This window comes from Acidovorax sp. (assembly GCF_046314175.1).
Classification (GTDB): Bacteria; Pseudomonadota; Gammaproteobacteria; order Burkholderiales; family Burkholderiaceae_C; genus Acidovorax.
This window is the reverse complement of sequence record NZ_JBKBXG010000109.1, coordinates 1-15,067: the sequence shown is the minus strand read 5'-3', so window position 1 is coordinate 15,067 and position 15,067 is coordinate 1. Positions and strand designations below refer to the sequence as shown.

Here is a 15,067-nt window from a genome sequence, read left to right as displayed (position 1 = left end):
GGCGGCCGATGGGGTGACGATTCCGGGCGATGTGCAGGCGGCCGTGCGCGGCATCGCCAGCACCATGCCCGGGCAGTATTCGTCCACCGCGCAGGACCTGGCGCGTGGCAAACCCACCGAGATCGACCATCTGAATGGCTATGTGGTCAAGCGCGGCGCCGCTTTGGGCGTGCCGACGCCGCTGAACCACGCGCTGCAGGTGCTGGTGAAGCTGGCCGAGATGAAGCGCGCTGCGGGCTGAACCGGGGGGCCGTCAGGCCAGCGCCGCTTCTTCCAGCAACCGCTCGCGCACTTCCTGCGCTGCCTGCACCATGTGGCGCAGCGCGGCTTCGGTCTCGGGCCAGCCCCGCGTCTTGAGGCCGCAGTCGGGGTTTACCCACAGGTGCTCCACGGGCACGACCTCGGCGGCTTTTTCGAGCAGCACGGCCATCTCCTGCACGCCGGGCACGCGAGGGGAGTGGATGTCGTACACGCCGGGGCCGATCTCGTTCGGGTACTTGAACTCGCCAAAGCCTTGCAACAGCTCCATGTCCGAGCGGCTCGTCTCAATCGTGATCACATCCGCATCCATGGCCGCGATGGCGGGCAGGATGTCGTTGAACTCGCTGTAGCACATGTGGGTGTGGATCTGCGTGTCGTTGCGCACGCCACTGGCACTGATGCGGAAGGCGCGCGTGGCGCGGTCCAGGTAGTTCTTCCACCCGACGCGGCGCAGCGGCAGTCCTTCGCGGATGGCGGGCTCGTCGATCTGGATGATGGCGATGCCCGCTGCCTCCAGGTCGCACACCTCGTCGCGGATCGCCCAGGCGATCTGGTCGGCGGTGGTGGCGCGGGGCTGGTCGTCGCGCACAAAGCTCCATTGCAAGATGGTGATGGGGCCGGTGAGCATGCCCTTCATGGGCTTGGTGGTCAGGCTCTGGGCGAACTGCGTCCACGCCACGGTCATGGGGGCGGGGCGGGCCACATCGCCGTAGATGATGGGCGGCTTCACGCAGCGTGAGCCATAGCTTTGTACCCAGCCGTTGCCGGTGAAGGCAAAACCGTCGAGCTGCTCGCCAAAGTATTCGACCATGTCGTTGCGCTCGGCCTCGCCGTGCACCAGCACGTCAATGCCCAGGGCTTCTTGCTTGCGCACGGCCAAGGCAATTTCGGCCTGCATTTTCTGTTGGTAGTGCGCTGCATCGAGCGCGCCGCGCTTGAAGGCGGCGCGTGCGGCGCGGATCTCCGCCGTCTGCGGGAACGAGCCAATCGTGGTGGTGGGCAGCAGCGGCAGCTTCAAACGCGCACGCTGAGCCTTTTGACGGGCGGGGAAGGCGCTGGCACGCTGGTCTGCCCCCGGCGCGGCGGCGGCCAAACGCGCGGCCACGGTGGCGCGGTGGACACGCGGGCTGGCGCGGCGGGCGGCCAGGGCGGTGCGGGCGGCGTGCAGTTCGTCGTCTGCCGCTGTCTCGCCCTGCGACAACGCGGTGGAAAGTACACGCAGTTCGTCCAGTTTTTCCACCGCAAACGCCAGCCACGACTTCACCTCGGCATCCAGCTGTGTCTCGGCCAACAGGCTGAACGGCACATGCAGCAGCGAGCACGACGGCGCCAGCCACAGCTCGCCCTGGTGCTTGTCGGCCACCGGGCGCAGCTTGGCCAAGGCGGCATCCAGGTCGGTGCGCCAGATGTTGCGGCCGTCCACAACGCCTACCGACAGCACCTTGTGCGATGGCAGCCAGTCGGCCACGCCCACCAGTTCCTCGGGCGCGCGCACGGCATCCACATGCAAACCGGCCACGGGCAGTTGGCAGGCAATGCGCAGGTTTTCGGCCAGGGGCGAGAAGTAGGTGGCCAGCAGCAGCTTGGGCGCGCTGCGCGCCAGTTGCCAATAGCTGGGCTCAAACGCATGGCGCCACACATCGGGCAAGTCCAGCCCCAGGATGGGCTCGTCGATCTGCACCCATTCCACACCCTGGGCCTTCAGGCGCGCCAGCACGGCCTCGTACACCGGCAGCAGTTGCGCGAGCAGGCTGAAGCGGTCAAAGCTTGCGACCTTGGATTTGCCCAGCCACAAAAAGCTCAGCGGCCCCAGCAGCACGGCCTTGGCGCGGTGGCCCAGGGCCTGGGCCTCGGCCACCTCGGCAAACAGGCGCTCGCTGGCGAGGTGGAACTGCGTGTGGGCGCTGAACTCGGGCACGAGGTAGTGGTAGTTGGTGTCAAACCACTTGGTCATCTCCAGCGCGGGTTGGCCGACGCTGGTGTGCTTGGCGCTGCAACCGGCGTTGCAGCCTTCATGCGCTTCGGCAGCCTGGGCCGACACACCCCGTGCCATCGCAAAGTAGCGCGCCACCTCGGGCGTGTGCGTGTCAAACCCAAAGCGCGCGGGCTCGCAGTCCAGCAGCTGGATGTGGTTGGCCACATGGTCGTACAGCGCAAAGTCGCCCACCGTCACAAAACCCAGGCCCGCATCGGCCTGCGCCTGCCAGTGCAGCTGACGAAGCTGGGCGGCGGCGGTGTGCAACTCGGCCTCGGTACTGTCACCGCGCCAAAAGGATTCGAGCGCGAACTTCAGCTCCCGCTGCGCCCCCATGCGCGGAAAGCCCAGGGTGTGCGTGAGCACGGGGCGGCGGGTGGTGAGAGCGGCGAGCGACATGGCGATTTCCTTCTTCTGAAACAGAGCAATACGTTGAAGGCACCGATGGTCGCGCGGGCTCGTTTATTATTCAAACGAAAGTTTTAGTCGTTCAACTTGAAAATTAATAATGAACCACTCCATCGTGGAAGTCCGCCACCTGCGCACCCTGGTCGCCCTGCGCGACAGCGGTAGCCTGGTGCGGGCCGCGCAGTTGCTCAACCTCACGCAGTCGGCGCTGTCGCACCAGATCAAGCTGCTGGAAGACCGCTATGGCCAGCCGCTGTTCGAGCGCAAATCGGTACCGCCGCAGTTCACCGCCGTGGGCGAGCGCCTGCTGGCATTGGCGGACGTGGTGTTGCCGCAAGTCGAAGGTGCAGAGCGCGACATTGCCCGCCTGGTGCTGGGGCAGGGCGGGCAGATGCGCATTGCGGTGGAATGCCACACCTGTTTTGACTGGCTCATGCCCGCCATGGACGCGTTTCGCACCCGCTGGCCCGAGGTGGAGCTGGACATCGTGAGCGGATTTCATGCCGACCCCGTGGGCCTGCTGCACCAGGGCCGGGCCGATGTGGCCATCGTTTCCGAAGTGGATGCCGACGAGGCGGGCGTGGACTACCACGCGCTGTTTGGCTTTGAGATCCGCGCACTGCTGGCCAACACGCACCCGCTGGTGGCCAAGCCGCACCTGGTGGCAGAGGACTTTGCCGACCAGACCATCATCACCTACCCCGTGCCCGATGAAATGCTGGACCTGATCCGCCAAGTATTGGAGCCCGCCGGTGTGCGCCCCCCGCGCCGCACCACCGAGCTGACGGTGGCCATGCTGCAACTGGTGGCCAGCGGGCGGGGTGTGGCGGCGCTGCCGCTGTGGGCGGTGCAGAGTTACCTGGACCGGGGCTATGTGACGGCGCGGCCGATTGGCGTCAAGGGTTTGCGCGGCGAACTGCACGCGGTCAGCCTGCCCAGCCTGTCGGCCAAACCCTACCTGCAGGACTTTGTGCAGGTAACGCGCGAGACGAGTTTCGTAACGCTCAAGGGCGTGGAGCTGTTGTGACCGGATCGGGCGCGTACTTGTCGCCCACCTCTTCGCGCAGCGGGTGGGTGTCGTAGACGATGTTCATGTCGCGGATGCGGGTGCTGCCCGCATCAAAGGTGAATACATCCACGCAGGTAAAGGTCACCTCGCGGCCATCGTTCAAGGTCCAGTCGTAGCGGAAGTAGGCGGCAACTCGCACCGAGCCGCCGCTTTCAGGTTGGGCCGAGGCAAACAGATCCAGCACGGTGATCACGCTGCCGCTGGAGGCTTGGGCCAGTTTCTTGAAGAAGTCGTCGGCCCGCATGGTGCCCAGGAAAGGCGAGTGCACCACGCCATCGTCTTCGAAGCAGGCGATCAGGCCGTCGGTGTTGCTGGCATGCAGGTGGGTGAGGTAGGTGCGGACAGTGTCGAGTTGCACAGTGGTCATGAAAGCAGTCGGTGTTGGTTCGAGCTCGTAGCTTCGTTCGGGCAGCGCTGGCGCACAAGCCACAATGGCGCTCAAACCATAAATACGGCTTATGTATCTGCGCAACCTGCAATACCTCCAGTCGGTCATCGAACACGGCTCCTTCGCTTTGGCGGCCAAAGCCTGCGGCGTTTCGCAGCCAGCGATCAGCTATGGCCTGAAGGCTCTGCAAAACCAGTTCGACGCGCCCTTGCTGGTGCGAGAAGGGCGCCGCCATGTGCCTACCGAGCTGGCGCGCAGCGTGGCCTCAGAAGCGTTGGCTCTGTCGCAGCGTATGGACGCCTTGCCTTTGGCGTTGCCCAAACCTGCGGACCGGCGGATACTGCGCGTTGGGCTCACCACTTCTGCCGCCCTGGTGTGCGGCCCCATCCTGTATGAAAGCTGGTGTCTGCCTGACGCGAGGCGATCACTGCACATGAGCACGGCTGATGAGGGCAGCCTGCTCACGGGGCTGTTGCAGCGGCAGTTCGACGCCGTCATAGCGCCCAGGCCGCGCAAGTTCGCGCACCCCGACGTGGCGCAGTGGCAGTTGTATGAACTGCACCCGCTCATCTACGCGCGCCGCCACCAGCCGCTGGCCCAGGCGCAGTCTCTGGCGCAATTGCAGGGCGCGGCGTGGGCGTGTGTGGGTCCCAGCGTCAGCGGGCCTGTGGATGTGTTGACCGAAGCGCATCGCGTGCGGCGCATGCCCGCGCCCCATATGTCCGTGCGCTGCGCCGACTTTGCAAGCATGCTGAACCTGGTCATCCAAACCGACCTGCTTGCGGTGTTCCCCCATCCCGCACTGCTGGGCGCCGCCGCCGAGTTAGTGGTTCCCTTGCGGCTGACCGAGTCATTGCCGTTGTACGCAATGTGGCTGTTTCAGTTGAAAGGCGCCAAGCCGCGGGTGGACCCGGAGGTGTTTGCAAAAAGGTTTGTGAACCCTGGGGAGTCTTGACGCCTTGCAAAACGGCGCGGATGCAGGTGTGCAGTCAGTGCAGCAAATACTTCGATTTTGATAGCTGCTTGCGCTTTATGAATAAGCGCTAGCGGCCAAAAAGACCTAATTTTTAGCCCTTGGACTCAGCAGCGCGGTCTTCAGCTCTCTCGCCCTTTGCGGGAGAGAGTGGGGGAGAGGGAGCGCGGTGATTGTTCCGTCACCCCCTCTCCCCGTCCCTCTCCCACGAGGGGAGAGGGGGAAACAACTGGGTAGAGCTGGGCGCGTGCCCAGGCCCAGCCGTCGTGGCAAGGCTCAGGGCCGACCAGTACCCGGCACCGGCACCCGCACCGCCCCGGTGGCATAAAACGCCCGCAAATTCTCCAGCACCAAATCCGCCATCGCCCGGCGAGTTTCGTGCGTGGCGCTGGCGGTGTGCGGGGTGAGCACCACGTTGTCCAGCGCCATCAGGGCGTCGGGCACATTGGGTTCATCCTCGAACACATCCAGCCCGGCACCGGCAATGCGGCGTTCGGACAGGGCTGCGATCAGCGCGGACTCATCCACCACGCTGCCGCGCGCCACGTTGATGAGATAGCCGCTCTGGCCCAGGGCGTTGAGCACGTCACTGTTGACCAGATGGCGCGTGCCTGCGCCCCCGGCCACGGTCAGCACCAGGTAGTCGGCCCATTGCGCGAGGGCAGTCAACGACTCGAAATAGGACAACGCGCAACCCTCGGCCGGGCGGCGGTTGTGGTAGCCCACCTCCATGCGAAAGCCCGCGGCGCGCTCGGCCACGGCCTGGCCGATGCGGCCCATGCCGACAATGCCCAGGCGCTTGCCAGACACGCGGCTACCCAATGCAAACCGGGCCTTGGGCCATTCGCCCCGGCGCACAAAACGGTCGCTGGCCGCAATGCCGCGCGACACGTCCAGCATCAGCGCAAACGCCATGTCGGCCACACAGTCGTTGAGCACGCCGGGCGTGTAGCCCACCTGCACGCCGCGGGCAGTGGCGGCGCCGATGTCGAGCGCGTCAAAGCCCACGCCAAAGCTGCTGATGACCTGCAGATGGGGCAGTGCGGCGATCACCTCGCCCGTGAGCCCGATGGACGCCGTGGTGACCACGCCCGAAAACTCAGCGCCATGCGCCGCCAGAAAGCCCTGCGGGTCGGCCTGGTCGGCCAGGCAGGCTACGCTGTAGCGCGCGGCCAGTTCGGTTTCGAGGGCGGGCAAGGGCAGGCGGCCGATTTGCAGGATGCGGGGCGGGGCGTTGGTGGTCATTGGATGGAGTGCAACCTGGAATGTTGAGAAGGCGGACTTGAGTCGCAGTGTCGCGTATCGCCGGGCTACGGAGACGGGCGCGGCCCCGCCAGCGCCGCCGTGCAAGGGCCGCCCCGCCGCAGGGGCGGCGTCCCCCTGAGGGGGATGGCGCGAAGCGACTCAGGGGGCATCAAGTGTTTACGCGAACGGCCTGGCGGGCCAGCAGCTTCCACTGGCCGCCTTGCTGCTGCCACACGCCCAGTATCTTGATCTGCACCTTGCCGGGCTTGCCCGAGTCGTTGGTGTCGGCCGTGAGGGTGTGGCGCACCAGGGCGGTGTGCCCCACCACCTTGATGGTCTGGTCGGTGATGGCGATGGTTACGAAGTCGGACTTGCCTGCCACCAGGTCGCCGATGAAGCTGTCCTTGGTGTCCACGCGGCCGCCGGAGTGGCCGTAGCTCAGGTCGTCGGCCACCAGCGGGGCCAGGGCGGCCGGAGTGGGGTCGATCATGGCCAGGCGCAGGCGCTCGGCGGCGGCGGCCACGGCCTGTTCGGCCGATGCAGAGTGCGAAGCCGTTGGTGCGCTGGCGGCGCAGCCCGCCAGGGTGGCCACGGCGATCGCAGCGGCGGTGGCGAGAAGGAATTTCCTGAACATCTTGTCTGTCTCCGTTGTGGTGGTTTTGTGGACGAGAAGGGCGTGCCATAGCAACACCACACGCCCGTGCACGGCCAGGCGCGTGGTGGTTTCTTGCAAAGGTGTTGGCCGGGCGGGCTTACTGCGGGCCGAGCTTCTTGATCAGTGCAGCCAGCTCTTCCACCTCATGGGGCTTGAGGTCCGTCAGCGGCGCGCGCACCGGCCCGCCGTCGTGGCCCACGATGCGGGCACCTGCCTTGATGATGGACACGCCATAGCCTTCCACCCGGTTGCGGATGGCCAGATACGGCATGAAGAACTCCTTGAGCAGCTTGTGCTGCGTGGCCATGTCGTCGGCCGCCACCGCCTTGTAGAACTCCATCGCCGTCTTGGGGATGAAGTTGAACACCGCCGACGAATACACCGGCGTGCCCAGCGCCTTGTAGGCGGCTGCATACACCTCGGCCGTGGGCAGGCCGCCCAGGTACGAGAAGCGGTCGCCCATCTTCATGAAGATCGAGGACATGGTCTCGATGTTGCCCACCCCGTCCTTGAAGCCGATCAGGTTGGGGCAGCGCTCGGCCAGGATGGCCAGGGAGTCGGCCGTGAGCTTGGTGCGGTCGCGGTTGTAGACGATCACGCCGAACTTCACGCTGTTGCAGACCTGGGCCACATGCTCGATCAGGCCCTCCTGGCCGGCTTCGGTCAGGTAGTGGGGCAGCAGCAGGATGCCGTGGGCTCCCAGGCGCTCGGCCTCCTGGGCATGGGCAATGGCCGTGCGGGTGGGGCCACCGGCACCGGCAATGATGGGCACCTTGCCCCGGCAGGTGTCCACGGCCGTCTTGATGACCTGGCTGTACTCGGGGCCCGACAGGGAGAAGTATTCCCCTGTGCCGCCGGCGGCAAACAGGGCGCTGGCGCCATAGGGGGCGAGCCACTCCAGGCGCTCGATGTAGGTCTTGGGGCGGAAGTTGCCTTGCTCGTCGAAGTCCGTGATGGGGAAGGACAGCAGGCCGGAGCCCATGATGGTTTTGAGGTCTTGAGGGGTCATGTCAGTGCGGGGCGGTAAGAGGAAATGGGGATGCAGGAGCAGGGGCTCAGTCCAGCTTGATGTTGGCGGCCGTCACCACGCTGGCCCAGCGTGCGCGTTCCTTGGCAAAGAACTGGTCCTGCTCGGCGGGGGTCATGGTCACGACCTCGGCGCCCTGGCCTGCGAGGCGCGAGCGGATCTCGGGCGAGCGGATGGCGGTGATGAGGGCCTTGTTGAGCTTTTGCACCACGGCCTCGGGCGTGCCGCGTGGCAGCAGCACCCCTTGCCAGGTGCCGGACTCGTAGCCCGTCACGCCCTGTTCGGCGATGGTGGGCACGTTGCCGATGAGCGGCATGCGGGTGGACTTGGACACGCCCAGTACCTTGAGCTTGCCGTTTTGCACCTGGGGCAAGGTGGCCAGCATGCCGTTCATCAGCACCTGGGTCTGGCCTGCCACGGTGTCCTGGATGGCGGTGACGCCGCCCTTGTAGGGGATGTACTGCCAGCGCGCACCGCTGGCGCGCTCCAGCGCCACACCGGCCAGGTGGGGGGCGCTGCCGGTGGCTGTCACGGCAAAGTTCAGGTCGTTCTTCTTCGAATAGGCGACCAGCTCCTTGAGGTTGCTCACCGGCACCGAAGGATGCACCACCAGCAGGTGGGGTGAGTAGGCCAGCATGGTCACGCCGCGCAGGTCCTTGGAAGGATCGAACGACAGCTTGGTGTAGACCGAGGGGCTGATGGCCAGCGCGCCCACATCGCACAGCAGCATGGTGTAGCCATCGGGTTCGGCCTTGGCCACAAAGTCGGCCCCCAGGTTGCCATTGGCGCCGGGCTTGTTTTCGACGATGACGGTTTGTTTGAGCGACTCGGACAGCACCTGGCTGATGGAGCGCGCAATGATGTCCGAGCTGCCGCCGGGCGGGTAGGGCACCACGATGCGCAGGGTCTTGGCGGGCCAGTCGGCCGTCTGGGCGGTGGCAGAGGCGGCTGCGAGTGCGGCGGTGCAGGCCAGAAGGACGGCGCGGCGGTTCAGGGTCATGGAATGTCTCCGGGTTGTCAGGTTGTTGTTAGTCATCGTACAACTAGGTCGAAAAAAACACAAGCCACTCCATCACAAAGCAGGCATCTGTGCGGAAAAATCAGGGTAAACACTGATCGTTTTGGCCGATTTTGACCGTGAAACGCCTCTGAAACAGGGCGTCATGCGCTCACAAAAACTGCGGGTAATCCCTTTGGTGAGATGGATTGGGTTGGGTTCACAATGCGACCTATGTTGTATGACGACATATAACAAAACCGTGCCAACCCCGGGATGAGCACCTTGCTTTCCATGGGCTGCGGGGCCACCGGACCCGCCCCGAAGAAGGCACCCCAGCACCGAGACATCGCATGTCTGTGGCCCCCGGCCCGCAGGCTGCGCACCACCAGAAGAAGGAAAACCGCATGACCGCTGCACTTCACACCCGCCGCCCAGCCGGGCCTTTTACGTCTCTTGCACCTCTTGGGCGCCTGGCGCCTTTGGCCGCCCTTGCGCTGGCCCTGGCTGCGCCCGGGGTTGGGGCGGCCACCTGGGTCTATGTATCCAACGCCGACAGCCAGGATGTGTCGGTGTTCGAGCTGGACCGCAGCGCGGGCGCCTTGAAGCCGGTGGACACCACCGCGCTCGGGGGCATGGCCATGCCCATGGTCGTGAGCCCGGACAAGAAGGTGTTGTATGTGGCCCTGCGCTCGCAGCCGTTTCGGGTGGTGAGCCTGGCCATCGACCCGGCCAGCGGCAAGCTGCGCAAACTGGGCGAGGCCCCGCTGGCCGACAGCATGGCCAACATCGCCACCGATGCCACGGGCCGCTGGCTGTTTGCGGCCTCGTACCCCGGCCACAAGATCACGGTCAACAGCATTGGCAAGGACGGGGCGGTGGGTGCAGTGCAGCAGCTCATCCCCACGGCGCCCCACGCGCACGCCATCCACGCCGATGCGGCCAACCGCCATGTGCTGGCCACCAGCCTGGGGGGTGACAACCTCTCGGCCTGGCGCTTTGACGCCGAGACCGGCAAGCTCACGGCACACGAGCCCGCGCTGACCACGGTGACCCCTGAAAAGTCGGGCCCGCGCCACTTTGTATGGGACAAGGCACAGCGCAGCCTGTATTTGCTGAACGAGCTGGACGCCTCGGTGCATGTGATGGCCTACGACAAGGAGCGTGGCGCGTTGCGTGCCGTGCAGCGCACCACCACGCTGCCCGCAGGCTTTACCGGCAAGCCCTGGGCGGCCGACATTCACCTGTCGCCCGACGGGCGCACGCTGTATGCGTCCGAGCGCACCTCCAGCACGCTCAGCAGCTTCCGCGTGGATGCCGCCACCGGCCAGCTGCAGCCGCTGGGCCAGGTGCTTACCGAAAAAACCCCGCGCGGCTTTGCGGTGGACCCGTCAGGCCGCTTTTTGATCGCGGCGGGGCAGGAGTCGCACCACATTGCGCTGCACCCCATCGACCCCGCCACCGGCATCCCTGGCACCGCCACGCGCGTGCCTGCAGGCAAGAACCCCAACTGGGTCGAGATTGTTGATTTGCCTTGACCCTTGCTGGACGCCAGCCGCCGCGCCAGAGCGGCCCCGTCCATCAGCCCTCATTCACCTTTGACACACCAGGAGACTTTTGACCATGCAACGCAGACACCTCATCCACACGGCGGCCCTCGCCGCTGCCGTGGGCTTCATCGGCCTGCCCGCCGCCGCCCAGGGCACCTGGCCCACGGGCAAGACCATCAGCTACGTGGTGCCCTTTGCCGCAGGCGGCACCACCGACACACTGGGCCGCCTCATCGGCCAGCAACTGGGGCCCGTGCTGGGCACCACGGTGGTGGTGGAGAACAAGGGCGGTGCGGCAGGCAGCGTGGGCTCGGAGGCCGCAGCGCGCGCGGCGCCCGATGGCTACACCCTGCTGGGCGGCACCGTCAGCTCGCACGCCATCAACATCAGCCTGTATCCCAAGCTGGGCTATGACCCCATCAAGTCCTTCAGCCCCGTGACGCTGATCGGCACCAACCCCGTGGTGCTGGTGGTGGCCGCCAACAGCCCGCACAAAACCCTCAAGGACGTGCTGGCTGCGGCCAAGGGCAAGGACGGCGGTTTGTCGTCGGCGTCGGCAGGCACCGGCAGCTCGCAGCACCTGGCGGTGGAGCTGCTGGCCTACAAGTCGGGCGTGAAGTTCACGCACATCCCCTACAAGGGCAGCGGCCCGGCCATCCAGGACGTGATCAGCGGCCAGGTGGACATGATGTTCGACACCACCGTGGTGGCTGCCCCGCACATCCAGAGCGGCAAGCTGCGCGCCATTGCCGTCACCTCGCCCAAGCGCCTGGCCTCGATGCCCGACGTGCCCACCGTGGCCGAGTCTGGGGTGAACGGCCTGGCCGACTTCCAGGTGCAGTCGTGGCAGGCCATCTTTGTGCCTGCCGCCACGCCCGCACCCATCGTCTCGCGCCTGCACGACGAGATCCGCAAGATCCTGGCCCAGCCCGACATGCAGACCCGCCTGAAGGGCTTTGGCATGGAGCCCGCCGACCTCAACACCACGCAGATCGCCGCTTTCCAGAAGGCCGAGGTGGAGAAGTGGGCCCAGGTGATCAAGGCGGCGAACATCAAGGTAGATTGAACGCCTGCCTAACTCTTATCTCCCTGTGAAGACTTTGCGGAGCCGCCTGCGGGCTGTTCCGCTTTTTTTATGGTGTCAGCGCATGCGAACTGGTCAGCCGGTGGCGCTGCCGCTGTCGTCCGCCGGGCGCGCGGTCAGCAGAAAGTCGGGGTGCTGGCCCGTCAGCAGCAGAAACATCGCAAACACCGGCCCCTGCATGTTGCGCTCGTCGCTCATGCTCTCCAGCGCCTGCCAGGTGCGCGACTGCACGCCGCCCCGGCTGCCGGTCTGCAGCGGGTAGCCCATGAGTTCGGCCGCCTGGGCCTGGCTCAGCCCGGCGGCAGTGCGGGCGGCCTTGAGCTGATCGCCGGTGGGCACAGGCATGGCGAGAGCGAGGGCAGAGCGTGGCGGTTGGGACATAGGTTTGCTATAAAAATAGGAGCTATTTGGGCTTGATGGACGAGCGCAGAGGCCCATTTTTACCCAAAACTGCGTGCCAACATCCGGGTGTGGTGCGGGTGCGTCACTGGACAAACTGGTGGGGTGCGCCTCTGGGGCATGGCGGGGGGCCGCTCCTAGAATTCGCTCGCGCTTGACGAAAGACAACACCACAACACGCCGCACAACCGGCGGCATCCGAGGAGGGACCTGTGAGCTACACCATCCAGATCTGGGAAAAGCCCGCCGATTGGCCCTGGCCCACCACCAAGGCCGAGGCGGACGCGCAGTACGAGCGTGCGGAGGCGGGCCCCCAGGTGCCGATGAACCCCAAGTTCGCGGCCTGGGCCCAGGCAATCGAGCAGCGCTCTCCCGGGTTCTGGGACATCTACCTTGGTGGCCCTGAAATGACCGACCCGACCTGGGGCGTGGGCATCAATACCCGCGCTTCGGATTGGGGCGCTCCGTTTGACGATGGCTGGGAGCAGGCAGTGCGCCTGGGCCTGAACCTGTACGACCCACAAAGCGGCGTGCACTACCTGGCCAACGGCGATGCGCCCGAAGAGCCCGATCTGCCCGTGCAGCGTGCGGCGCGCGCCCGCAAGGCGGGCGACGACGCCACCGCCTGGGCTGAATACCGCCACTGGGCTGCGCGCGGCAACCCCCACGCCCTCTATGCCCTGGGCCGTGCCTTGCGTTTTGGCACCATGGGCCAGCGCAGGCACTTCGACCTGGCGGCCGCTCTGCAGTTGATGGGCGCCCACGACGCAGAGACCCGCAAGGATGCCGAGGCGTTCTTCCAGCGTTTTCCCGACGAGGCCAAGGCACGCATCCAGGTGCTGATGGCGCGCCTGAAGTCAGCGCCGGGCGAACCACTGCTGCAGATCATCGACAACGACCGCAAGGCGGTGGACGACGCCGTGGCCCGCAGCCAGCAACTGGCGCTGTACTCGCGCAAGCGCATCGAAGCCACCGACGTCCTGGAGCCCGCCGCAGCGCAGGGGCATGAGGTCGCGGCTTTCCTGCACGCACTGGATGTCGTGATCGGCTGGGAGCAGCCCAACTTCGAAAACGCCCGCTATTGGTGCCAGCGTGCCGCCGAATGGGACCACGAGCCCGCCAAGCGCCTGCTGGCCCTGATGTTCGAGCGGGGCTGGGGCGGGCCGGTGGACATGCAGGAGGCCGCGAAGTGGAATGCAGCCGCGCAGGAGCAACGGCTGCGGGCGCAGAAAAAGCAGCAGGCGCAGGAAGAGGCGGAATCGCCCGGCGGCCTGAGCCTCGCGCCCCTGGCGCCAGCCTCCCGCGCGTCGGCTGCGGCAGCGTCGGTGGTGTGGACGGGCAACCCCCTGCGCGACCTGCCTGGCTGGTACGCGCACGAGGGCGACCCACACGCCGCCTTCCACCTGGGCACCAGCGACGAGCATGGCCGCTATGGTGGGCCTGTCAATTTGGCCCAGGCGCGCGCCTGGTACGCCCAGGCCGCCGAAGAAGGCCATGCTGACGCCACGTACAACCTGGGCACGTTCGTGGAGAGCGGCAAGGGCGGCCCCAAGGATGTGCAGGTGGCCAAGGCGCTGTTCATGCTGGCCAACACACGCGGCACCACCATGCAGGTGGCGGACCTGCGCATTGCACCCAACGAGCAGAGCCCCGTGCGCGCCCTGGTGGCTGCCTTGCACGAACCTGGGCGCCTGCGGGCGGTGTTGCAGCAGCGCGGGCTGGGGGCCGCCGTGGCGGCGCCAGGGGGCGCTGCGCCCACTGCGGTGGCAGCGGTTGCAGCCTCGGTTGCCGCTGCCGGGTTGTCGGCATCGGACTGGGGCCGCGCCGGTGGTGCGGCGCCGCAGGCCCCCCGGCCCGCGCCACCCGTGCCGGGGCCGGCGCCCAGCCGTGCGCGCAGTACACGCGAGGAAGACGAGGACGACGAGGCAGAACACGCAGGCCGCCAGGGCGCTGGCAGCCGCTCGGGCTTTTCGCTGCACCTGGGCCACCTGGCCCTGGTGGTGGGCGTGGCCAACGTTGTGCTGCTCATCGCCTTCTTCAAGCCCGGTGCGAGCTTCCGCATGGGCATGTTTGGCCTGGGACTGGTCGCAGCCTTTGGTGCCTGGCGCACAGCGCGCGACTTTGACTGGTCGCCCCTGACGCGCGCTGTGGTGGCCGTATTGGCCGCAGTGCCGATGGTGGGCATGGCCGTATGCCTGGGCCTGCTGTTCAAGGCGGTGCGCGAGCGCGGCTAAGCGCGTTCTTGACCGGTCGTGACCTCGTGCGCCAGCATCTGCGCAAAGTACGACTCGGGCTGGATGTTGGTGTAGTTAGGAATGTCTGCCGACAGCTCGGCCATCGTCGCCTTGGCGGCCGTTTGCGCCTGCTTCAGGTCGCTGAAGAACGCGTTGGTCAGCGCCACCACCTGGCCCGGGCGAGGATCGCCAGGGTAGAGCACGCGGTCGCTCTCCAGCCGCAGCAGGCCCAGTGGCTGCAGTGCCGCGCGGGCAATTCGCATGTGTTCGCCGTGGTAGTAGTCGTGATTGAAGGTGGCGCCTTCGCGCCAGCGGTACAGGGCGGTGACTTTGATCATTGGTGCGATTCCATCCAGTGGTTGAAACCCGCCACCGTAGGGACAACACACCCGCCGCACAGCCGCGTGCGCGACAGCGTGTCGCCCATGTGGCTCGTATCCGTCCTCGCCAACTCAGTCTTCTTCCGATTCGCCCAGGAACCCGCCGCTCTGGTGCCCCCACAGCCGGGCGTACACGCCGCCCTGGCCCAGCAGCTGGGCGTGTGTGCCTTCTTCGACGATGCGGCCTGCGTCCATCACGATGAGGCGGTCCATGGCGGCAATGGTGGACAGGCGGTGGGCAATGGCGATCACCGTCTTGCCTTGCATCAGCCCGTCCAGGCTTTGCTGGATGGCGGCTTCGACCTCGGAGTCGAGCGCGCTGGTGGCTTCGTCCAGCAGCAGGATGGGCGCGTCCTTGAGCATCACGCGTGCAATGGCCACGCGCTGGCGCTGGCCGCCCGAGAGCTTGACGCCGCGCTCGC

15 protein-coding genes are annotated in these 15,067 nt (G+C 66.5%); 6 read left to right on the top strand and 9 right to left on the bottom strand.

Features of this window, described 5'->3' with window-relative positions:
• A partial coding sequence (locus tag ACK4OE_RS22490) for a ketopantoate reductase family protein (protein WP_409888283.1) occupies positions 1-241 on the top strand: 241 nt, incomplete at its 5' end.
• Between the two features lie 12 nt (positions 242-253).
• Here the strand turns inward: ACK4OE_RS22490 and metE are convergent.
• The gene (metE, locus tag ACK4OE_RS22485) at positions 254-2,635 is read right to left on the bottom strand and encodes a 5-methyltetrahydropteroyltriglutamate--homocysteine S-methyltransferase (RefSeq protein ID WP_409888281.1); all 2,382 of its coding nucleotides are present in this window, start codon (positions 2,633-2,635) and stop codon (positions 254-256) included.
• A 109-nt stretch (positions 2,636-2,744) separates the two neighbouring features.
• Between metE and ACK4OE_RS22480 the strand changes: the two genes are divergently transcribed.
• Positions 2,745-3,671 carry a LysR substrate-binding domain-containing protein gene (locus ACK4OE_RS22480; protein ID WP_409888279.1) on the top strand — a complete coding sequence of 309 codons (927 nt, stop codon included), beginning with the start codon at positions 2,745-2,747 and terminating at the stop codon, positions 3,669-3,671.
• On the opposite strand, the gene ACK4OE_RS22475 is transcribed toward ACK4OE_RS22480, so the two are convergent.
• Positions 3,649-4,080, bottom strand: coding sequence for a nuclear transport factor 2 family protein (locus ACK4OE_RS22475; protein WP_409888277.1), 432 nt, complete (start codon positions 4,078-4,080; stop codon positions 3,649-3,651). The two genes, ACK4OE_RS22480 and ACK4OE_RS22475, sit on opposite strands and share 23 nt — an antisense overlap.
• Positions 4,081-4,171: 91 nt before the next feature.
• Here ACK4OE_RS22475 and ACK4OE_RS22470 point away from each other — a divergent pair, with 91 nt between their 5' ends.
• Complete coding sequence (locus tag ACK4OE_RS22470; RefSeq protein ID WP_409888275.1) at positions 4,172-5,056, top strand: LysR family transcriptional regulator; 885 nt, start codon at positions 4,172-4,174, stop codon at positions 5,054-5,056.
• Positions 5,057-5,350: 294 nt separating this feature from the next.
• On the opposite strand, the gene ACK4OE_RS22465 is transcribed toward ACK4OE_RS22470, so the two are convergent.
• The 4 genes from ACK4OE_RS22465 to ACK4OE_RS22450 all read right to left on the bottom strand — a co-directional run bounded on the left by ACK4OE_RS22465 (position 5,351) and on the right by ACK4OE_RS22450 (position 9,001).
• Positions 5,351-6,319: a 2-hydroxyacid dehydrogenase gene (locus ACK4OE_RS22465; RefSeq protein ID WP_409888273.1), complete on the bottom strand. Its 969-nt coding sequence runs from the start codon at positions 6,317-6,319 to the stop codon at positions 5,351-5,353.
• A gap of 169 nt (positions 6,320-6,488) precedes the next feature.
• Entirely contained in the window at positions 6,489-6,953 is a 465-nt protein-coding gene (locus ACK4OE_RS22460; RefSeq protein ID WP_409888285.1) for a nuclear transport factor 2 family protein, read from the bottom strand.
• Between the two features lie 118 nt (positions 6,954-7,071).
• On the bottom strand, positions 7,072-7,983 hold the full coding sequence (gene kdgD / locus ACK4OE_RS22455; protein ID WP_409888271.1) for a 5-dehydro-4-deoxyglucarate dehydratase: 912 nt from the start codon (positions 7,981-7,983) through the stop codon (positions 7,072-7,074).
• Positions 7,984-8,029: 46 nt separating this feature from the next.
• Positions 8,030-9,001, bottom strand: coding sequence for a Bug family tripartite tricarboxylate transporter substrate binding protein (locus ACK4OE_RS22450; protein ID WP_409888269.1), 972 nt, complete (start codon positions 8,999-9,001; stop codon positions 8,030-8,032).
• A gap of 404 nt (positions 9,002-9,405) precedes the next feature.
• Here ACK4OE_RS22450 and ACK4OE_RS22445 point away from each other — a divergent pair, with 404 nt between their 5' ends.
• Together ACK4OE_RS22445 and ACK4OE_RS22440 are read left to right on the top strand one after the other, a co-directional pair.
• Positions 9,406-10,536 (top strand): lactonase family protein, encoded by a 1,131-nt coding sequence (locus ACK4OE_RS22445; RefSeq protein WP_409888267.1) that lies wholly within the window; start codon positions 9,406-9,408, stop codon positions 10,534-10,536.
• Between the two features lie 85 nt (positions 10,537-10,621).
• Positions 10,622-11,614 (top strand): Bug family tripartite tricarboxylate transporter substrate binding protein, encoded by a 993-nt coding sequence (locus tag ACK4OE_RS22440; protein WP_409888265.1) that lies wholly within the window; start codon positions 10,622-10,624, stop codon positions 11,612-11,614.
• Between the two features lie 93 nt (positions 11,615-11,707).
• Here the strand turns inward: ACK4OE_RS22440 and ACK4OE_RS22435 are convergent, their stop codons facing one another.
• On the bottom strand, positions 11,708-12,013 hold the full coding sequence (locus ACK4OE_RS22435) for a helix-turn-helix domain-containing protein (RefSeq protein WP_409888264.1): 306 nt from the start codon (positions 12,011-12,013) through the stop codon (positions 11,708-11,710).
• 230 nt (positions 12,014-12,243) lie between these two features.
• On the opposite strand from ACK4OE_RS22435, the gene ACK4OE_RS22430 reads away from it, so the two are divergent.
• Positions 12,244-14,265 (top strand): tetratricopeptide repeat protein, encoded by a 2,022-nt coding sequence (locus ACK4OE_RS22430; protein ID WP_409888262.1) that lies wholly within the window; start codon positions 12,244-12,246, stop codon positions 14,263-14,265.
• Here ACK4OE_RS22430 and ACK4OE_RS22425 read toward each other — a convergent pair.
• Both ACK4OE_RS22425 and ACK4OE_RS22420 read right to left on the bottom strand, forming a co-directional pair.
• On the bottom strand, positions 14,262-14,603 hold the full coding sequence (locus tag ACK4OE_RS22425) for an EthD family reductase (RefSeq protein WP_409888260.1): 342 nt from the start codon (positions 14,601-14,603) through the stop codon (positions 14,262-14,264). The genes ACK4OE_RS22430 and ACK4OE_RS22425 overlap by 4 nt on opposite strands.
• A gap of 114 nt (positions 14,604-14,717) precedes the next feature.
• The coding region (locus ACK4OE_RS22420; RefSeq protein ID WP_409888258.1) for an ATP-binding cassette domain-containing protein at positions 14,718-15,067 on the bottom strand (350 nt) is incomplete at its 5' end.